Annotated in this window: 18 protein-coding genes; 17 read left to right on the top strand and 1 reads right to left on the bottom strand. The window is 55.4% G+C overall.

Going from position 1 to position 20,771, the window contains the following annotated elements; genetic code table 11:
- Positions 1–35 precede the first annotated feature (35 nt).
- Positions 36–1,445 carry an FAD-binding oxidoreductase gene (locus EI291_RS11850; protein WP_125420107.1) on the top strand — a complete coding sequence of 470 codons (1,410 nt, stop codon included), beginning with the start codon at positions 36–38 and terminating at the stop codon, positions 1,443–1,445.
- Between the two features lie 88 nt (positions 1,446–1,533).
- Here the strand turns inward: EI291_RS11850 and EI291_RS11845 are convergent, their stop codons facing one another.
- On the bottom strand, positions 1,534–2,046 hold the full coding sequence (locus EI291_RS11845; RefSeq protein WP_170172613.1) for an acyl-CoA-binding protein: 513 nt from the start codon (positions 2,044–2,046) through the stop codon (positions 1,534–1,536).
- Positions 2,047–2,173: 127 nt separating this feature from the next.
- On the opposite strand from EI291_RS11845, the gene asnB reads away from it, so the two are divergent.
- From asnB to EI291_RS11770, 16 genes are all read left to right on the top strand, one after another.
- Positions 2,174–4,081 (top strand): asparagine synthase (glutamine-hydrolyzing), encoded by a 1,908-nt coding sequence (asnB, locus tag EI291_RS11840; RefSeq protein ID WP_125420104.1) that lies wholly within the window; start codon positions 2,174–2,176, stop codon positions 4,079–4,081.
- 60 nt (positions 4,082–4,141) lie between these two features.
- Complete coding sequence (locus EI291_RS11835; RefSeq protein WP_125420102.1) at positions 4,142–4,873, top strand: glycosyltransferase family 2 protein; 732 nt, start codon at positions 4,142–4,144, stop codon at positions 4,871–4,873.
- 45 nt (positions 4,874–4,918) lie between these two features.
- Positions 4,919–6,256 carry a UDP-glucose dehydrogenase family protein gene (locus EI291_RS11830; RefSeq protein WP_125420100.1) on the top strand — a complete coding sequence of 446 codons (1,338 nt, stop codon included), beginning with the start codon at positions 4,919–4,921 and terminating at the stop codon, positions 6,254–6,256.
- Between the two features lie 95 nt (positions 6,257–6,351).
- Complete coding sequence (locus EI291_RS11825) at positions 6,352–7,338, top strand: UDP-glucuronic acid decarboxylase family protein (protein WP_125420098.1); 987 nt, start codon at positions 6,352–6,354, stop codon at positions 7,336–7,338.
- Between the two features lie 22 nt (positions 7,339–7,360).
- Positions 7,361–7,819 (top strand): sugar 3,4-ketoisomerase, encoded by a 459-nt coding sequence (locus EI291_RS11820; RefSeq protein ID WP_125420096.1) that lies wholly within the window; start codon positions 7,361–7,363, stop codon positions 7,817–7,819.
- Between the two features lie 36 nt (positions 7,820–7,855).
- Positions 7,856–8,029: a hypothetical protein gene (locus EI291_RS22870; protein ID WP_170172612.1), complete on the top strand. Its 174-nt coding sequence runs from the start codon at positions 7,856–7,858 to the stop codon at positions 8,027–8,029.
- Between the two features lie 408 nt (positions 8,030–8,437).
- Positions 8,438–10,000: a glycosyltransferase family 39 protein gene (locus EI291_RS11815; RefSeq protein ID WP_125420094.1), complete on the top strand. Its 1,563-nt coding sequence runs from the start codon at positions 8,438–8,440 to the stop codon at positions 9,998–10,000.
- Positions 10,001–10,082: 82 nt separating this feature from the next.
- On the top strand, positions 10,083–11,189 hold the full coding sequence (locus EI291_RS11810; protein WP_125420092.1) for a DegT/DnrJ/EryC1/StrS family aminotransferase: 1,107 nt from the start codon (positions 10,083–10,085) through the stop codon (positions 11,187–11,189).
- 22 nt (positions 11,190–11,211) lie between these two features.
- Entirely contained in the window at positions 11,212–12,165 is a 954-nt protein-coding gene (locus tag EI291_RS11805) for a glycosyltransferase family 2 protein (RefSeq protein WP_125420090.1), read from the top strand.
- A gap of 947 nt (positions 12,166–13,112) precedes the next feature.
- Positions 13,113–14,546: an ABC transporter ATP-binding protein gene (locus tag EI291_RS11800; protein WP_170172610.1), complete on the top strand. Its 1,434-nt coding sequence runs from the start codon at positions 13,113–13,115 to the stop codon at positions 14,544–14,546.
- A gap of 57 nt (positions 14,547–14,603) precedes the next feature.
- Positions 14,604–15,683: a DegT/DnrJ/EryC1/StrS family aminotransferase gene (locus EI291_RS11795; RefSeq protein ID WP_125420086.1), complete on the top strand. Its 1,080-nt coding sequence runs from the start codon at positions 14,604–14,606 to the stop codon at positions 15,681–15,683.
- An 88-nt stretch (positions 15,684–15,771) separates the two neighbouring features.
- On the top strand, positions 15,772–16,413 hold the full coding sequence (locus EI291_RS11790) for a NeuD/PglB/VioB family sugar acetyltransferase (protein WP_125420084.1): 642 nt from the start codon (positions 15,772–15,774) through the stop codon (positions 16,411–16,413).
- A 46-nt stretch (positions 16,414–16,459) separates the two neighbouring features.
- Entirely contained in the window at positions 16,460–17,401 is a 942-nt protein-coding gene (locus EI291_RS11785) for a glycosyltransferase (protein ID WP_125420082.1), read from the top strand.
- Between the two features lie 57 nt (positions 17,402–17,458).
- On the top strand, positions 17,459–18,511 hold the full coding sequence (locus EI291_RS11780; protein WP_125420080.1) for a glycosyltransferase: 1,053 nt from the start codon (positions 17,459–17,461) through the stop codon (positions 18,509–18,511).
- 71 nt (positions 18,512–18,582) lie between these two features.
- Positions 18,583–19,611 carry a glycosyltransferase gene (locus EI291_RS11775; RefSeq protein WP_170172609.1) on the top strand — a complete coding sequence of 343 codons (1,029 nt, stop codon included), beginning with the start codon at positions 18,583–18,585 and terminating at the stop codon, positions 19,609–19,611.
- Between the two features lie 8 nt (positions 19,612–19,619).
- Positions 19,620–20,564, top strand: coding sequence for a glycosyltransferase family 8 protein (locus tag EI291_RS11770; RefSeq protein WP_170172608.1), 945 nt, complete (start codon positions 19,620–19,622; stop codon positions 20,562–20,564).
- Positions 20,565–20,771: the final 207 nt, after the last annotated feature.

The raw sequence follows: 20,771 nt of genomic DNA, 5'->3' as shown, positions 1-20,771 counted from the left end.
ATACGTGACGCCGTCATTTTACTCCTCATCTTTCTATGGACTTTCAACTCCTGACTCCCGCGCTGGTGGCCGAATTTGAGGCCATTGTGGGTACTGCCCACGTGCTCACGGCCCAGCACACCGAGGCCGACGTGTACGCCGACTATGGCCGCGACCATACCGAGGACCTGCAGTTTACTCCGGATGTGGTAGTGCGCCCCGGCAACGCTGAAGAAATCAGTCGTATTGTACGCCTATGTCATGAGCACCGAATTCCCATCACCGCCCGCGGTGCGGGTACGGGCCTGTCGGGTGGGGCGCTGCCGGTGCACCAGGGTGTAGTGCTCAGCACGGAGCGGCTCAACCGGATCCTGGAAATTGATGAGCGCAACCTGCAGGCTACCGTGGAGCCGGGCGTGGTAAACGAGGCGTTTCAGAATGCGGTGAAGGAAGTGGGCCTGTTCTATCCACCCGACCCCGCCAGCAAAGGTAGCTGCTCTCTGGGCGGCAACCTGGCGCACAGCAGCGGCGGCCCCAAAGCCGTGAAATACGGCACCACCAAGGATTATGTGCTGAACCTGCAGGTGGTACTGCCCACCGGTGAGCTTATCTGGACGGCGGCCAATACACTCAAAAACTCCACTGGCTACAACCTCACCCAGCTCATGATTGGCTCGGAGGGTACGCTGGGCATCATCACCAAAGTGGTATTCCGGCTGCTGCCCTACCCGAAGCAGAACATCCTGATGCTGGTGCCATTCCGGCAGGAGGCCCAGGCGGCGGAGGCCGTTTCGGCGGTATTCCGTGCCGGTATTATTCCATCCGGCATGGAGTTTATGGAGCGGGAGGCCATTGTCTGGTCTTCTGATTACCTGAAAATCCCACTCACCCTGCCCGAAGATATCCGCGCCCACCTGCTCATCGAACTGGATGGTCAGGACCTCGACCAGCTGTATAAGGAAGCCGAGGCCGTGTACGGGGTGCTGGAAGGTTACGACATCGGGGAGATTCTGCTGGCCGATACCGCTGCCCAGAAGGACGACCTGTGGAAGATCCGGCGCAACATCGGCAATTCGGTGCGCTATAACTCCGTCTATAAAGAAGAAGACACCGTGGTGCCCCGTGCTGAGCTACCCACCCTCTTGCGCGGCGTGAAGGAAATCGGGAGCCGCTATGGGTTTACCTCCGTCTGCTACGGTCACGCCGGCGACGGGAATCTGCACGTAAACATCATCCGGGGCGACCTGGACGATGAAATGTGGAATGTGGGCCTGCGTCAGCCGATTACCGAAATATTTGAGCTGTGCGTAAAGCTGGGTGGTACCATCTCGGGCGAACATGGCATTGGGCTGGTCCAGAAAGGCTACATCGGCATTGCCCTGCCCGATACGAACCTGGAGTTGATGCGAGGCATCAAACGGGTATTCGACCCCCACGGTATCATGAACCCCGGTAAGATTTTCTAATCCGACGGTGCATCCACGAGTAGATTAAAACAGCACTGGCCCCGGCTGAACGTATCAGTCGGGGCCAGTGCTGTTTTATGAACAGAAGTTACTGCGCGTTTTTAAGTGCGTCTTCACCGCCATAAGGGGTGCCGCCTTTTAGGTCGCCGCGCAGGCCTCCGAAACCGGATTCCCCGGCTTGTTGCTGGGCCTGGGCCACAGGGCTGGCTGTGCTGGTACCCGGTGCGCCTTCGCCATTCACTGCCGAGCCGGTAGCAGGGTGGCCGTTGCCCGTAATTACATTGGCTTTTTCTTCAACGGGGCCCGCCAGTTCGTTTACTTTCGCCACGTACTGACGGCGGGCATCATCCTGATCGAGGCCTTTGTACTTGCTCCAGGCATCCCACTGGGCCTGCGACAAGCCCTTAGGACCATTCGGATTGTCGGGGGTGTCGTCGCCCACTTCATCCCGTTTGGTGTCATGGTCGCCCTCAGTGGCTTGTTTGTACAGGCCGTACAAATCGGTCATGTGGGCGGCGGCCTGGTCGCCGGGCAATGCATCCACGCGCGACACGGCGGCTTCGAAATCTTGCTGTAGGCTCATTTTATCTTGCAGGTTCATGGGGTAGTGAAGGAGGTGGAAGGGAGAGCGTAGGGGTTGTACTAGGGTGGCACGGCTTTGGTTGCAGGCGCGCGCAGTAGTTTTTTTGAGAACCCAAGTCCTGATAGTTCGTACTTTTGCCCGCCTTATGTGTGGAATCTCCGGAGTATTCGCTTTTACCGACGCTGGCCGCAACTCGCTGGCTTCGCTGCACGCCTCAACCGATGCCATTGTCAGCCGCGGCCCTGATTCACAGGGACATTTCGTGTTCGACCGGTGCGGACTGGGGTTCCGTCGTCTTGCTATCCTGGATTTGTCCGCCGATGGCAACCAGCCCATGACAGATGAGTCGGGACGCTATACGATTGTGTTCAATGGCGAAATATTCAATTTCAAAGAGTTACGCCAGAAATTGGTCGCCAGAGGTCACCGTTTCCACTCCCAGACCGATACGGAGGTAGTATTACACCTGTACATAGCTGAGGGCCGGAGCTTCCTGAAAAAGCTAAACGGCTTCTTCGATTTCGCTATTTATGACAAAGAGGAAGATTCCATTTTCCTGGCGCGTGACCGGATGGGGGAGAAGCCCCTGCTGATTTACCGCGACGAGGATAAGTTGCTCTTCGCCTCCGAAATGAAATCGTTGCTGGCGCTGGGTATTCCGCGTAAGCTCGACTATGTGTCGCTGAGTCATTATCTGCAGCTGAACTACATTCCGGGGCCGGCTACCATTTTCAAAGGCGTTAAGAAATTGCTACCCGGCCATTACATGTATGTGAAGGGCAAAAAGGTAGTCCGGAAGCGTTGGTACAAAGTGCCTTATGACGCCAAAAAAGTCGAAAAGAACAAAACCAGCTACGAGCAGCAGCAAGCCAAGCTGGTAGAACTGCTGGATGAGGCCACGGCCCGCCGCCTAGTAGCCGATGTGCCCGTAGGCGCATTCCTGAGTGGGGGTATCGATTCGTCGGTGGTGGTGGCGTTGGCCTCCCGCCACACTCAGCACCTGAATACCTTCAGCATTGGCTTTGCCGACGAGCCATTCTTCGACGAAACCAAGTACGCCAAGCTGGTTGCCGACCGATACAAGACTAATCATACGGTCTTCTCGCTCAAAAATCAGGACCTGTACGACCATATCTTCGATGTGCTGAACTACATCGATGAGCCCTTCGCCGATTCTTCGGCCCTAGCCGTGTACATTCTTAGCAAGCGCACCCGCGAAAAAGCTACTGTGGCCCTGAGCGGCGACGGGGCCGACGAGCTGTTTGCCGGCTACAACAAGCACATGGGCGAGTTTCAGGTGCGGCAGGGCGGCTTCAAGGCCGAAGCCGTAACCGGTCTGAACCTGCTGTGGGACGTACTACCCAAGTCGCGCAACTCTTACTTTGGCAATAAAATCCGGCAGTTTCAGCGCTTCTCGCGCGGCATGCTCAGCGGCCCCAAAGACCGGTATTGGGACTGGGCGTCGTTTGCTTCGGAGAAGGATGCCCGCGGGCTGCTCAGCGCCGCATCCCGCCGCAAAGTGGGCAAAAAGCTGGCGGAGAAGCGCCGTCGCGACCTGCTGGAGGATCTGCACGCCGACGGCGACCTGAACGAGGTGCTGCTGACCGACACAAAGCTGGTGCTGCCCTACGATATGCTGACCAAGGTGGATATGATGAGCATGGCCAACTCCCTGGAAGTACGCCCGCCCTTCCTGGACCCCAACGTGGTGCGCTTTGCCTTTTCGTTGCCCGTGTCAAGTAAGATTGACGCGAAGATGAAGAAGAAAATAGTGCAGGATGCCTTCCGGCCCATGCTGCCCGAAGAGCTGTACAAGCGCCCCAAGCATGGCTTTGAGGTGCCGCTGCTCAAGTGGTTCCGCGGCGAGCTGCGCCCGTTGATTGAAGATGATCTGCTGTCCGACGGCTTTATTGAGGCCCAAGGCGTGTTTGATGTAGGCAGCATCCGCAGCCTGAAAAAACAGCTCTTCTCCAGCAGCCCCGGCGACGTGCACGCCCGCATCTGGGCCCTCATTGTATTCCAGTGGTGGTGGAAAAAGTGGATGATGGCTTAAAATCTGGATTTCCTCCGCAGTTTTACACCCTGATTTTAACCCTCTGCTTTTTCTCTCTGTATGTCGGCACCCGTTCCCCCACGTAAGCTTTCCATCATCATTCCGGCTTACAATGAAGGAGCAACCATTCACCTGATCCTAGACCAGGTAAAGGCTGTGGAGCTGATAGGCGGCTTTACAAAAGAAGTAATCATTGTGAATGACTGCTCCCGCGATAATACCGAGGAAGCTATTCAGCGGTACATAGCGGCTAATCCGGAGTTAGCTATTCAGTACCGGAAGCATGAGGTAAACCAGGGCAAGGGCGCAGCGCTGCACACCGGCATCCGCGAGGCTACCGGCGACTACCTAATCATTCAGGATGCCGACTTGGAATATGACCCCGAAGAATACAACGTGCTGCTCCGACCCATTGTGCGCGGAATGGCGGACGTGGTATACGGCTCCCGGTTTATGGGTGGGAAGCCGCACCGCATTCTGTTCTTCTGGCACAGCATCGGCAACAAGTGGCTCACCTCACTTTGCAATGCCTTTTCCAACCTGAACCTCACGGATATGGAAACCTGCTACAAGCTGTTCCGGCGCGATATTGTGCAGGGCCTGACGCTGGAGGAAAAGCGCTTCGGCTTTGAGCCGGAAGTGACGCTCAAAATGGCCCGTGTGCCCAACGTACGGATCTACGAAGTGGGCATCAGCTACTACGGCCGCACGTACGCGGAAGGCAAAAAAATCGGGTGGCGCGACGGATTCCGGGCCATCTATTGCATCATCAAGTACGGACTGTTCCGTTAAGCGCATCGTACCTCATTCATCTGACAATTACCAACTGACTTAAACATGAAAATTGCTGTAGTAGGCACAGGCTATGTAGGGCTCGTAACGGGTACCTGCTTCGCCGAAGTAGGTATTGACGTGACCTGCATCGACATTGATCAGCGCAAAATCGACAACCTGCACAAGGGCATCCTGCCGATTTATGAGCCAGGTCTGGAGGAAATGGTAACGCGCAATGTAACCGCTGGCCGGCTGCATTTCTCCACTAAGCTGGCGGAGGCCATCAAAGGCTGCGACGTAGCCTTTATTGCGGTGGGCACTCCTCCCGGCGAGGATGGCTCGGCCGATTTGAAATACGTACTGGGCGTAGCGCGTGAAATTGGCGAAAACATGACCAGCTACGGCGTTATCGTAACCAAAAGTACCGTGCCGGTAGGTACTGCCGCCAAGGTGCGTGCCGAAATAGAGCAGGCGCTGACCAAGCGGGGCGAAGCAATTGAGTTTGATGTGGCTTCCAACCCCGAATTCCTGAAGGAAGGTGCCGCCATCGACGACTTCCTGAAGCCCGACCGGATTGTGGTAGGGGTGGCCTCAGAGCGGGCCGAGGACGTTATGCGCCGCCTTTACAAGCCCTTCCTGCTCAACGGACATCCGATCATCTTCATGGATATTCCGTCGGCCGAAATGACGAAGTACGCCGCCAACTCTATGCTGGCTACCAAGATTTCGTTCATGAACGATATTGCCAACCTGTGCGAAATCATGGGGGCCGATGTGAACATGGTGCGCAAAGGCATTGGTTCGGATGCCCGTATCGGTACCAAATTTATTTACCCTGGCATCGGTTACGGCGGCTCCTGCTTCCCCAAGGACGTAAAGGCCCTCATCAAAACCGCCGAGGAAAATGGCTACAAGATGCAGGTGCTGCAGGCCGTGGAAAGCGTAAATGAGGCGCAGAAGGAAGTGCTCTATAACAAAGTAAAAAAGCACTTTGGCGGTGAGCTGAGCGGTAAGAAAATCGCCGTGTGGGGCCTGTCGTTCAAGCCCAAAACCGATGACATGCGTGAGGCACCTTCCTTGGTTATCATCGAGAAGCTGCTGGCGGAAGGCTGTACCGTAACTGCCTACGACCCCGTGGCCATGGAAGAAGCTAAGCACTCCCTGGGCGACACCATCACCTATGCCAAGGACCAGATGGAGGCGCTCATTGATGCCGATGCCCTACTGATTGTGACGGAATGGCCGGAATTCCGCGTGCCTAATTTCGAAGTAATGAGCCGTCTGCTCAAACAGAAGGTTATCTTCGATGGCCGCAACATCTACGATACGGCTGAACTGCATGCCGCTGGCTATGCATACCACTGCATCGGTATCAAAACCGCTCACCACGAGCCGGCTTAGGCAGCTATTAGCTGTTAGCTCATGGCTGATGGCTCTTTCACTTATCTATGAACAAGCTATCAGCTAACAGCTAATAGCTCCAGCTCAGAAATACAATGGCTGATAAAAAACGAGTTCTGATTACGGGTGGTGCGGGCTTCTTGGGTTCCCACCTCTGCGACCGGTTTCTGGCGGAAGGATACCATGTAATTGCCATGGATAACCTGATTACTGGCGACCTGAAAAACATCGAGCATCTGTTCGGTAACGAGGATTTTGAATTTCATCATGCTGATGTGTCGAAGTTCGTTTTCGTGCCCGGTAAGCTGGACTACATCCTGCACTTTGCCTCGCCCGCTTCGCCCATCGACTATCTGAAAATTCCGATTCAGACACTGAAGGTTGGTTCGCTGGGTACCCACAACCTGCTGGGACTAGCCCGTGTAAAAGGTGCCCGCATGCTGATTGCCAGCACCTCGGAGGTATACGGCGACCCGGAAATTCACCCGCAGGTAGAGGAGTATTTTGGCAACGTGAACCCCGTGGGCCCGCGCGGCTGCTACGACGAGGCCAAGCGCTTCCAGGAGGCTATTACCATGGCTTACCATACGCACCATGGTCTGGAAACGCGCATCGTCCGCATCTTCAATACCTACGGCCCACGTATGCGTCTCAACGACGGCCGCGTGCTGCCCGCATTCCTAAGCCAGGCTCTGCGCGGCGAGAACCTGACGGTATTCGGCGACGGTTCCCAAACCCGGGCGTTCTGCTACGTAGATGATCTGGTGGAAGGAATCTACCGCCTGCTGTTGTCTGACTATGCTCTGCCCGTGAACATCGGCAACCCCGATGAAATCACCATCAAGGAGTTTGGTGAAGAAATTGCCCGCCTCACCGGCGTAGAGTTCAAGCCCGATTACCGCCCCCTGCCCACCAACGACCCCATGAAGCGCCGGCCTGATATAAGCAAGGCCAAGGAAATTCTGGGCTGGGAGCCCAAGGTAGACCGCGCCGAAGGTCTGCGCCGCACGCTGGAATACTTCAAGGAGAACGTGCCGGGTGTAGTAAGCGGTGACGTTGACAATACGCCCCGCACGTTTTAATGCCAAGCCTTCCCCGACGTATATGCAAAAGCCGTATTTAATTGAGTTTCCAAAGCTGGGCGCCACGAATATCGGCTACATTTCCGTCGGGGAAGCTAACGGGCTAATTCCGTTTCCAATTGAGCGCATGTTCTGGACATACTTTACGCCGGAAAGTGTCGTGCGGGGGCGCCATGCTCACCACGCTACCGAACAGGTGCTGGTGGCTGTAGCTGGCCGCATCATCGTGACGACGGAAATGCCTGATGGCGAAGTGCAAACCTTCGTGCTGGAGTCGCCGCACGTGGGAGTGTATGTGCCCCCGAATGTCTGGCACACCATGCAGTACTCGCGTACGGCCGTACAATTGGTATTTGCCTCGACGCGCTACAGCGAACAGGACTATATTCGGCAGTACGAAAATTTCCGCCGCGTATGGGGGCAAGTAAACCCAAATATGGTAGCCGCCCGGACGGATAAACTGTTCTTTTATTCGCCCTAAAATTTTCTGCGCAAGCTTGATGTAGAAACGCAGCTGGTGCCGGCCGAGGCAAACTTACCCGTAGATTCCTTTTTAGCCATCAGCGACCTGCGGGCCCACGCCGCCGAGCTGGGCACTGGCTTTTCCCGCGTGGTGCTCACGGCTGTGGGCCCCGGCAACGGGGGCTGGCACCTGAAACTGGTGTCGGAAACGGTGCAGCGGGCCCGGTAGCAGGGCGTTGAATATGTATTAATGGCCACGCAGGCGACCAACCGGGCCGCGTTCCGGACCTGCGAGAAGCTAAGCTTTAAGCTCGGCGGCTCCAGCCACATATTGGCCTGGTCTGTTTGATATGGTGTAGATTCGCCATGTTGTATAACCCAAGTCCGGGTTCCTGCTGCCCTGAACGGTGTCCGGAAGGTGTTGGCGGGTCGCCGAAGCGTTGGTTGTCAGGCAGGCTGGGTTCCTCAAAACCGACCGGCTGGCTAAAGGGTTTGGTTCAATCTGAATGGTTGTCACGCACTGGTCCGGTATAAAAAAGTATTATCGTGCCCTGCTACCGACAGAAATAGTATTTCTGCCGCTTCATGTGCCTCTGCTAGGTATTTCTCTTCTATTGACCCCATTTGCATAGCATCTATGGCCTTTGATGATACTGTACCTTCGGTAAATGGAGTCGAAACAGATGAACAAGTGCAGCCTGGCCTGCGAAGCAGTTTGCGTGGCGTATGGCCTAAGGTGTGGCCACTACTGCTAGTAGGCCTGCTAATACGGCTTGTTTTTCTAGTAGTAGGAGCCACAATTTACTATGCGGGCCGACAGAGTGATATTTACACCAACGGCGACTCTTACTCCTACATTCTGAGTTTCCATAACCTGCTCCGCTACGGTAGCTACTCCTTCGATCTGACGGAGCCGGAGGCGTCTTTGGGACGTATGCCAGGTTATCCGTTCTTTTACGGCCTACATTACTTGGTGTTTGGTCGTTATGCGCTACTTGCCGTTGCCGTCACGCAGGCACTCCTCGACATGATAGGCATCTGGTTGCTGTACAGCATTACCGCGCGCTTAGCTCCCGCGGGTTCCCGGGCCCCGGCACTAGCCGCCCTGCTCCTGGCATTTTACCCGTTCAGCATTATCTGGATCACAATCATTGGCACCGAGTCGTTGGGTTTGTTCCTGGTGCTGCTCTGGTGGGCCACTTTCTTACTGGCCCGCCGCCATACTCTGAACTGGGTGCTGCTGGGAGCCTTGCTGGCCGTAATTCTATATGTGCGGGAGTTTCTGGGCGTCTGTTTGGCCGTAACCGGGCTGTATCTGGCCTTTTACGCGGCCCGACAACGGTTCAGCGGGGCCGGATTGCGGCCATTAACGCTGGTAACAGTCGGCTTCCTGGCACTATATATCTGGTGGCCCGTGCGGAATTACCTGACCGTGGGCCGCTTCGTGCCGCTCAAACCGGCCGCCGCCGGCTACGCCAACCTGCGGGAAGACATGCAGGAGGCTCTAGCCTGGGTGCTTACTTGGACCAATGACGTATCGATGGGCATCGAGGAAATCATGTTTGCCAAGCAGCCTGCTTTTCCGGCGCACGTTATCAGCACACCGGCGGAAAAGCAGCTTATCGACTCCTTAATTGTTCTGAGCCGAACCTGTGCCTCCAGCTTCCACATTGGCCTCGCGTTGCAGATCGACGATGCCGGTGTGCCCGATACGTCGGCTGACGGCATGGGGCAATACCGCAAGTCCCAGTACGCAAATACGCTACGTCACCGCAACTGTAATCAGCGGGTGGCGGCGGGGTTTCAACGGTTGCGGGCCAGCTACGAACATCGTCATCCACTTCGTGCCTGCGTAGAGGTACCGCTGCAAAACATGCAGAAGATACTGTTCAAAAATCAGTTTAAGACGAAAAACGGGTCAGCTTTTACCATGGCTCAGCGGATTTCTTCCCTGTTATTCACTTGGCGCACTATCTTGCTGGCTATTGGTCTGGTAGGGGCTTGGCGCTACCGCAAGCTGTCCGGCCTCGGACCGGCTCTGCTGTTCAGTACCATTATCTACGGTTACATGGCCATTGTTTTCCGCTCCGTGGAAATGCGGTATCTATTGCAGGCCGATGCGCTTATGTTGGTGCCAGCCGCGCTTCTGCTGGCTAGCTGGATACCCCGCCGCTGGTCATGGCCAGGCCAGACAGAGTAGGCCATTTAACCCGGAAGGTGAATAACCGTTTAAAACAACGCGCTCGTCTGCCGGCTTAACAGATGTCCTTTATTGTTGCCGTATGAAAGTTCCTTTTCTCTCCTTCACACCCCAAAATCAGGCTATTCGTTCGCAAGTGCTCGAGGCCATGAGCCGGGTATTCGATTCCCAGTGGTACGTATTGGGCGAGGCCGTTAAGCAGTTCGAAGCTGAGTATGCTCAATTCTCCACGACAACTGAGTGCATCGGTGTTGCTAACGGCTTGGACGCGCTGCACCTAGCCCTCAAGGCCCTCGATATTAAAGAAGGAGACGATGTAATTGTGCCTTCTAACACGTACATCGCCACTTGGCTGGCTATTTCTTTCGTAGGCGCGACGCCCGTGCCGGTCGAGCCCAACCCCGCAACATACAATATAGATCCGGCCCGACTCGAAGCCGCAATTACGCCCCGCACCCGCGCAATTATGCCGGTGCATCTTTACGGGCAGGCTTGTGAAATGCAGGCCATTATGGATGTAGCCAACCGCCACAATCTGTACGTGGTAGAAGACAATGCTCAGTCGCAGGGCGCTGCCTACCGCGGCCGCATCACCGGCAGCTTCGGCGATGTGAATGCCACAAGCTTCTATCCCGGCAAAAACCTAGGCGCCCTCGGCGACGCTGGGGCCGTGACAACCAACGACGCGGCGCTGGCCAAAAAGATTCGGACGCTGCGCAACTACGGTTCGCAGCAGAAATACTATAACGAAGTAATCGGTCATAACTCCCGACTCGACGAGCTGCAGGCCGCCGTGCTGAGTGCCAAGCTACCCATACTGATGGAGTGGACGAGCCAGCGCAGGGAAGTAGCTGCGCTCTACGATCAGCACCTAGCCGGCATTGCCGATCTGGTGTTGCCCGCTACGGCTGAAGGTGCTACCCACGTGTATCACTTGTACGTGGTGCGCACCAGCCGTCGCGACGAGTTGCAGAAGTACCTGGGCGAGCAGGGCATCGGCACGCTGATTCACTACCCTATTCCGCCCCACCTGCAGGAAGCCTACCGCTTCATGAACTTCGCAGCCGGCGACTTCTCCATTGCCGAGGTGCTGGCAACCAGCTGCCTGAGTTTGCCGATGTGGCCCGGCATGAGGGAAGCGGAAGTGGAAGCGGTCAGCAACGCGATTCGCACATTCTTCAAGTCGTAATTTCTGCCTTTATTTCCCCTCAATGCCCACGTTATCGGTTATTATTCCCTGTTACTTCAACGAAGGTAATATTCCGGTCACCACCCGGGAACTGATTGCCAATGAGGCCCTTTTTCCTTCTGAGCTGACTTTCGAGTACGTCTTGGTAAATGATGGCTCCCATGACGGAACGCTACGGGAACTGCTGAAATTTCAGGCTGCTTACCCAGATAAGGTGCGGGTAGTGGAGCTGGCCGGCAACGTGGGTTCCTATAACGCCATTGTCGCCGGCATCGAGCAGGCAACCGGCGACTGTATGGCCATTATCACGGCCGACATGCAGGACCCGCCCGAGTTGATGGTGCAGATGTATGACTATTGGAAAAAGGGGCTGAAACTGATTATTGGCAACCGCCAAGACCGAGAGGAAACGGGCTTGCAGCAGTTGTTTGCCAAAACATTTCATACCCTGATGAAGAAGATTGCCCTACCCAACATTCCTGATGGCGGCTTCGATTTCGTCTTTTTTGACCGGCAGGTGGGCGAGCATATCCTGAAGCTGAAGGAGCGCAACAGCAACCTGTTCTACCTGATGGTGTGGCTGGGCTACCCATACGTGAACATTCCGTACGTGCGGCGCAAGCGCGAAATTGGGAAGTCACACTGGACTATCCAGAAGAAGATCAAGCTGTTCATCGACTCCATTCTGTCCTTTTCCTTTTTCCCTATCCGGGCCATTTCGGTGCTGGGCGTATGCATGGGGTTGGTGGCCCTGCTCTACGGCCTCTACATTCTGGGCGTGAAAGTATTCAGCGGTATTGAAGTAGAAGGGTGGACCACTCTGATGCTGGTGCTCCTATTTGTCTCCGCTTTCCAGATGATTGCTATAGGTATCATCGGCGAATACGTGTGGCGGGGCCTAGATGCCGCCCGCAACCGGCCCCTCTACGTTGTCAAGAACCTTTACGGCAAGCAGGCCAGCGACGCTACCCTATAATGCTCCGGCTGTTGCAGACTGCCGGTAGTTCGTAGCAACTACATTTTCAACCAGCTTTTCGCGCGGCCTTCGATGTATTGTACCTGTACTAGTAGTGGCACTGCATGGTTCTTCTCGTCCGGGGTCTACTCACTTTTTCCGTGTAGTGGCCTTACGCGCCATCCATCCTCCTCAAACAAATAGTGGCTCAACGGGGGCAGAGTTTACCGTAACCATGTGCACTTCCCGGGGTAGACAGTTGCGGGAACAGTCTGGGGGATGTGAGCCATTGCCGGAGTGGTCTAGCTAGTTGGTTTGCGCCTTGGCTCAGGAGCTACCAGATGATATAGTAGGCGTGTTGATAGTTGCTACTCGCTGGTTTTGCAACCTCACTGCGCAACGGCCGTTTGCAGCACCAAGCAGCCATTTAGTGAACTCTGCCTGACGCTTCCGAATCATAAAATGGTGTAGTACCGCTAGGCACCCTACCCCCTTATGTGTAGGCAGCGAAGGTAGTATCTAACACAAAATACGTAACTTTGCCCCACCCTGAGACTTGAGAACTGCTGACTCTGCCTGGAGTACCTAGCCTCCTGCCTTTCAGTTTCTAAGCGGGCCCTTTCCTTATGAACACCGGAATCATCAGCTATTCACTTAATAGCATTCGTTGCTATTTGACGTCGACTCAGAAGTACAAAGCCATCTGGATGTTCTGTTTGGTGTTGTTTTCTTCCTTCCTCGATGTCTTCGGCTTGGCCGCTTTGGTACCGGTTATGATGGTGGCGGCAGAGCCCGGCGCTGTGCAGAAAAGCAAATATTTTTCTCCAATATACCAGCTTCTGGAATTTGAATCGGAAAAAATGTTTCTGCTTTTTCTGATGGGTGTCATCTTCTTGTTCTTCTTGTTCAAGAACTTGTTCACGACCTGGGTCAACTACCTGCAGACGCGCTTTACTGCGGATATCGGTTTGAAAATCATTGCTAGCCAGCTCTCCAAATACCTGAATCTTTCCTACTGGAAATTCAGTGACTCGGGCTCGGCCTCCCTGATGAATGCTGCGCTGCAGGTGCCAGGCGTCTACGTCAGCGGTATTTTGCGTCCCCTGTTTGTCTTCTTCTCGGAAGTAGCGGTCATTGCCGTCATTGTCGTCAGCATCATCCTCTACAAGCCGTTGCTGCTTGCTATTCTGGGCATCGTGTTGGTGCCTACCACCTGGCTTATGTACCGGCTGCTCAGAACCCGTACTCAGGAAATAGGCCACCGGGTAAATGCACTGCGGCCCGTGTCGTTTAGCATTCTGAATGATTTGTTTGTTGGCTTCGTCGAGCTTAAGCTGGCCAACAAACAGCATGATTTTCGCCGTAACTTGCTGGACAACCAGGAAGAGCTGCAAAAGCTGGACGCCGAGGGCTACCTCTACAGCCTGCTGCCAATCAAGATGATTGAAATGGTCGCCATCTTGGGTGTGCTGACCATTTTCATTTACGCGCTGTTTTTTTCGGAGAATGCTACTGATCTGATTGCGCTGGTTGGCTTGTTTGCCGCTGCTGCCTACCGACTGATGCCTTCCGTGAACCGGATGCTGCAGTCGCTATTTCAACTTAAGCAGGCGCAGTACACCATTGAGATTATCAACTCCGATGGCGAAGCGCAGTATCTCATGCCGCAGCACCCCGAGCAGCTGCCGCTCACCTTTACTCGTTCGCTCTCATTCGACGATATTTCCTACAGCTTTCCCGGTGCTACCCAACGCACGCTCAAGAACATTCGCCTCGATATCAAGAAAGGGGAGAAAATAGGATTTATCGGTAGTTCCGGCTCTGGCAAAACAACGCTGATGAACATCCTGCTCCGGTTTTATATCGAGCAGGAGGGGCGCATTCTCGTGGATGGCAAGCCCCTTACCCCTCAGCACTTGCTGGCCTGGTACAAGATTGTTGGCTACGTGAAGCAAGATACTTTCCTGATGGAGGCTTCTATTCAGGATAACATCACGCTTGGCGACCAGGAAGTGGATCAGGTACGGATGCAGTATGCTATTGAGCAGGCATCCCTCACGGATTTTGTCAAAAGCCTGCCCGACGGGCTGAACACGCAGATCGGGGAGCGGGGCTCGAAGCTGTCCGGGGGGCAGCGGCAGCGCATTGGCATTGCCCGGGCACTGTATAAGCGTACGGAAGTGCTGGTGCTCGACGAAGCCACCAGCGCCCTCGACAACGAAACTGAGCGGGAAGTAAACGAGGCTATCAACAAGCTTTCCCATACCGACATTACCATCCTCATCATTGCTCACCGCATCACGACGCTCCGCGAGTGTGACCGGATTTATGAGCTGAATCAGGGGGAAGTAGTTGCCACACACCAGTACCAGGATCTGGTACGCCAGATTGTACAGCACTAAGCAAGTTGTACATACCAGGTAAAAAGAATTCACTCGAGAACCCTATTTTTCGCTTTTATGAGCATTAATGTAACCAAGTCGTACCTGCCCCCGATGGAGGAATATGTGGGCTATCTGGCTGGCATCTGGGAACGGGTGTATCTGACCAATGCCGGCCCATTGGTAGTAGAGCTGGAAAAGAGCCTGAAAGACTACTTGGGCGTTAAGCACCTATTCTTCGTTAACAACGGTACTATTGCCCTGCAGATAGCTCTGAAGGCACTGGAGCTGAAAGGCGAAATTCTGACAACTCCTTTTTCGTACGTGGCCACTACCTCCAGTATCGTGTGGGAGGGTAGCACGCCGATATTTGTCGATATTGACCCGCAGACGCTGTGCCTCGACCCGACGCTGCTCGAAGCGGCCATTACGCCCCGAACGGTGGCTATTATGGCTACGCACGTGTACGGCAACCCTTGTAACGTGGAAGCCATTGAGGCCGTGGCCAAGCGCCACAATCTGCGCGTAATTTATGACGCGGCGCACGCCTTCGGCGTAACCTATAAGGATACGTCGGTGCTCAACTACGGCGACATATCGACTTTGAGCTTCCATGCTACCAAGCTGTTTCACACGGTGGAAGGCGGTGCCATCGTCACCAACGACGACGAACTGGCTCACCGCATCAGCTACATGCGCAATTTCGGGCACAACGGTCCGGAGGCCTTCTGGGGCGTGGGCGTGAACGGCAAAAGCTCGGAGTTTCACGCCGCCATGGGCCTGTGCGTGCTGCCCAAAGTCGATGAGCTGATTCGCCGCCGCCGCGAAATCAGCGAGCTGTACGACACGCTGCTGGCTGATACGCCCGTGCGCCGTCCGCTGCTGCAGGAACATACCACGCGCTACAACTATTCGTACTACCCCACTGTGATGCCCTCCGAAGAGGTGCTCCTGGCCGTACGCGACGCCCTGAATGCTGCCAACGTAACTCCCCGCCGCTACTTCTACCCCTCGCTCAACACCTTGGAATATACCGGGATGCAGTCGGCGCCGGTTTCTGAGGACATTTCTACCCGCGCCCTGTGCCTGCCGCTGTATTACGAGCTGACGGACGAAGAAGTGCGGGAAATCTGCCGCGTCATCAAGTCGGCCCTGTAAGCTTATTTAGCCGAGAAAAAGCCTGTTGCACCGGAAGCGGGTTGCTCCAGGCAGCCGTTTCTTAGTCTAATTTCTAACGTTTGACTGCATGCTGATAGTAGGAGCCCGTGGCCATGCAATAGAAATTCTGCAGTGCCTGCCGCACGTCGCCGAAGCTGATTCCCTGTATTTCTTCGACGACGTGACGCCGGATCTGGAGCCATTGGTGTTTGGAAAGTACCCCGTGCTGCGCAGCCTCGAGCAGGTCCCGGCGCTGTTCGAGCTGGACCCGGCGTTTGTGCTGGGTCTGGGCGGCGGGCACCTGCGGCAGCGGCTGGCCGACAAGTTTCGTGGGCTGGGTGGGCAGCTACAGTCAGTAGTGGCCTCTTCCGCCCAGATTGGCCAGCATGAGGTGGAACTGGGCGCGGGGCTCAACGTGATGCACCATACGTTTGTGGCCAACGCTACCCGCCTCGGGGAAGGCACGCTGTTGAACGCCGGCGCGGCCGTACACCACAATGTGGTGGTAGGCAAGTATTGCGAAATATCGCCGGGGGTGCGCCTGCTCGGCGGCTGCCAGCTCGACGACCTAGTGATGGTGGGGGCTAACGCCACGGTACTGCCCCGCCTGAAGATAGGGGCGGGGGCCAAAATAGGCGCCGGTGCTGTGGTCATTCAGGATGTGCCGGCGGGAGCTACGGTGGTTGGCGTGCCGGGCCGCATTGTGCGCCGACCGGTATCGGCCGACTAGCGGCCCCTTCGCATAAGCATTCAAGCTCCTCTTAACATTTTCTAGTATGCCCACCGTAAGCGTCTGCTGCATTACATATAACCACGAACGATTTCTGGCTCAGGCCATTGAGTCGGTGTTGATGCAGAAAACGGACTTCGACGTAGAGCTTATACTGGGCGAGGACTGCTCCACGGACAGCACCCGGCAGATTGCCCTCGACTACCAGCGGCGCTACCCCGACCGGATCCGGCTTCTGCTGCCCGAGAAGAACATCGGCGTAATGGCCAACTTTCTGGGGACGATGCAGGCCAGCACCGGCACTTACATTGCCTTGCTGGAGGGCGACGACTACTGGACCAGCCCCGACAAGCTGCAGCGGCAGGTGGATATTCTGGAGGCCCACCCCGGCTGCACCACCTGCATCCACGATGCGGAGGAGTTCATGGACGACAACTCGATACCGCCGCGCCTGTTCAGCGACAAGTTTTCGACGGTGCTGCCCAAGCACGAAAAGGAGTTCACCCAGGGCGACATTGCGCAGCACGGCTGGTTTATTCCTACCGCTTCGATGCTATTTCGCCGCTCGGCCCTGTTTCCGATTCCGGAGTGGGTGCACAGCGCCTTCAGCGGTGATTATTCCCTGCATCTGCTGCTGACGCGCACCGGCAATATCTATTACCTGCCCGAAGTAATGTCGCATTACCGGCTGCACCCCGGCGGTATTATGTCGGCCACGCAGAACGCGCGCATCATTGCCCGCAACAGCAAGCAGATTTTCGAAACCGGTTACTACAAGCAGATGGTCGACCCCCGGTACCACGGCCGCTTCAACGAGTTTCTGGAGGGCCTGCACTTCGACCAAAGCGCCCGGCTCCGGCAGGATGGCAACCGCCTCGCCAGCTATTACAACTACTGGAAGGCTATTTCGGTCGTTGGCCGGGGGCGCACCGTCAGCCATTTGAAGCAGCTGGCCTACTGGTGGTACCAACAGCTAACCGGAAAATAACCGGTTGCCTGCGCCCATTCGTTGCTTCCCGAATCCTGCTTCCAGCCTAGTTTTGCCATGAACCCTGTCCGACCTGAGCGCGGTATTACCGCCCTGATCTGTACGTATAACAGCGCCACCCGCATTCCGGAAACCTTGCAGGCTCTGGCCCGGCAGCAAGTGAATGCCGCCGAGTTTGCCGTGGAAGTAATTCTGGTGGATAATGCCTCAACCGACGCCACCTCGCAAGTGGCGGCCGACACGTTTGAGAAACTGCAGTTCCCCTTTCCCTACCAGATTCTCTACGAGGGCAAAAGTGGTAAGAGCAATGCGTTGGAACTGGGCTTCGCTACCGCCCGCTACGAGTACGTGTGCATCGTCGACGACGACAATTGGCTGCAGCCCGACTACCTGGCTTTGGCTTGGGAGGTGATGGAAAAAGATCCCAAAATCGGGGCGTTGGGCGGCATTGGGCGGCCTCAGTGTGAGATAACGCCGCCCTTCTGGTTTAAGGATTTTACCGCCATTTACGCGGCCGATACCCAGGCCCCGCACCAGGGCGACATTACCGCCGGCCCCAGCTACGTGTATGGCGCGGGCTGCGTGGTGCGTAAAGAGGCCTGGGAAAAAATCTATCGGGCGGGCTTTACATCCATGCTCACCGGCCGCCACGGCGACAAGCTGACCTCGGGCGAGGACAATGAAATGTGTTACGCTTTTGTACTGGCCGGCTACAAAATATGGTACGACGAGCGGCTGCGCTTCCAGCATTTTATTCCGGCCAAGCGCCTGACTTGGAACTACGTGGAGCGCATCTTCGAGGGCAACGCGGAGTCGGAAGCGGCGCTGCGGCCATACATCGACTACATTGCGGCCCTGCACCGGCCTACGGTGGCCCATAAGCCGCTGGTATGGCTGCGCAACGCTAAATACTCGCTGCAGTACACGGTTTCCTGTTTGGGCAAAACGCTTAAAAGCGGGGAGCGTTTCCGGGAAGGCGACATATCGTCGATTCGGGCGCGCTACTACTGGCAGCAGTTTAAAGTCCTGGTGAAAAAAGAGCTGAGCCAGGACAAAAGCTACGAGCAGGTGCAGGCTTTTATTGGCCGGCTGCAGGCGTTGCGTAACTAAAGGCCCGGCGTCCAACCGCCGTTTTTGGGCTTGCTCCGCTTGCCTGCTCCCTCATTTAATTCCTGAAAAAAGTGAACGGAATAACTGTTCTGATCTGCACGCACAACGGCGCCAATCGGCTGGCCGATACGCTGAAGTACGTAGCTGCTCAGCAGGTAAGCAGTGCCGTAGCCTGGGAGGTTTTGCTCATCAGCAATGCTTCCTCCGATAATACCGTGGAGGTTGCCAAAAGCCTGCAGCACACGCTGGGGTTTCAGGTGCCTTTTCGGGTGCTGGAAGAGCCCGTGGCCGGCAAGGAAAATGCCCTGATTCGGGGCTTCAACGACGCGGCCTACGAAAACATAGTCATCATTGATGACGACAACTGGATTGCGCCCAACTACCTCACGCTGGTCAACGAAATCATGAGTGCCCATCCCGAAATCGGGGTACTGGGCGGCCACGCCGAAGGCATGTTCGAAGTGCCGCCGCCAGCCTGGTTCAAAACGTTCCAGGCCGTGTACGCCGTCGGGCCCCAGAACGGGGGCAAGAGCGGTCCGCTGCCCGACCACGAGGGCTACCTCTACGGGGCCGGCTCGGTGGTGCGCAAGTCGGCGTGGCTGAAGCTGGTGGCGCACGGCTTCAAATTCACTACTTCCACCAAGCGCGGCAAAATCATCGTGAGCGGGGAAGACGTGGAGCTGGGCGACGCCCTGCAGCTGGCCGGCTACAAGCTCTGGTACGACGACCGGCTGCGCTTCAAGCACTTCATGTTCAAGGAGCGCCTCACCTGGAGCTACCTGCTACGCATCGGGCAGGGCACGGCTTCTTCCCAGCTCACCAGCATCGTCTACTACTTCATTTTCCGCCACCCGGACCTAACGGAAAGTAAGTTTCGGCATCTTTACAACAAGCGCCTGGTTTGGCTGGCTATGCAGATGGCCAAGCAGCCCGGCAACTTATGGAAGGCTGCGTTTCGCCAGCAGCAGGAAGGGATAATCAGCAATTTTGAAACGCTTCGGCTGTTCTATAACTTCCAGACTTCGGTGAAGCAGCGCGAAGAAGCAGTGCGCGTATTTCACCAGATCAGTGCGCTGCGCAACCGACTTGCCAACAAATAATCCGAGCCGTGTCAGGGAAAGCCGTAGTGAACCAGCCGTCGTCAAGCATACACGTAGCCATAGCTTTCGATGAAAACTACGTAACGCCGGTGTATGTGCTGCTTACATCGATATTCCGTAATAATACGAGTACCAATATTGTAATCCATGCCATTGAAACGGGCTTAACTGCTTTGCAGCGGGAAGAGCTACAACTCTATTGCGCGGGGTATGCCAGCAGTATCTGCTTCTATACTCTGGAAAACAGTTTCGCTAAGGACTTCGTGCTGCCGCCCACCCTGTGGTGGACTGCTTCCATTTATTATCGACTGATGTTTCCGGTATTGTTACCGGCCGAGGTAGAGAAGTTTATCTATCTCGACACCGATATCATCGTGCTGGGCCCGCTACAAACGCTGTTCAATACTCCGATGCAGGGCTTGCCGGTAGCAGCCGTGCGCGACTTTGTCGATAGCCGACCGGAGCTGGGCATTCATACGCCTGACTCCTATTTCAATTCGGGCGTGCTGCTGATCGAGCGGGTTGAGTGGCAGAAGCGGGAAATCACCGCGAAGGTGCTGGATTTTATTCGCACCAACGCCGATAAATTGGTTTATCCCGACCAGGACGCCCTGAACGCAGTATTGGTAGATAGTTGGGTGAAACTAGATACCCGATTCAATACTATGTTCCGCGACATTCCGCATGAGCAGTCGCGGAAGCAGCTGCAGCAGTTTCTGCAAAAAATAGTGATTCTGCATTTCACGACGCAGCATAAACCTTGGGCTATGCTCGGCGAGAACAAGCTACGGAACATCTATTTCGACTATCTCCGGAAAGTGCCCAAGAAATATCGCCGCCGGTACGATAATTTCGTCTGGAACAGGCACAAGATTCGGAAAATGATTGAAATAAGACTGAGTGAATGGGCAGTTGACTATCCCGCGCTGGCCATAGGATGGCGCAGGAAATAAGCTATTGAAAGCATCGTGACTATCGAATAACGCTTACGATAATAAACGTTATTCGAACTAAAGGCTTGTTATTGCTGATAGTGGAACAGAATAAATTAAGATAATTTATATATGGCTATTATTTTCAGGTAAAAAGGTGATGGAATACTTGTTGCGCAGTAGTGCTGGATGGAGTATATGTTTGCTGTGCTAAGCAGTCAGATCTGA

This window comes from Hymenobacter rigui (assembly GCF_003944715.1).
GTDB lineage: Bacteria > Bacteroidota > Bacteroidia > Cytophagales > Hymenobacteraceae > Hymenobacter > Hymenobacter rigui.
This window is presented reverse-complemented; position numbering and strand designations above follow the sequence as displayed.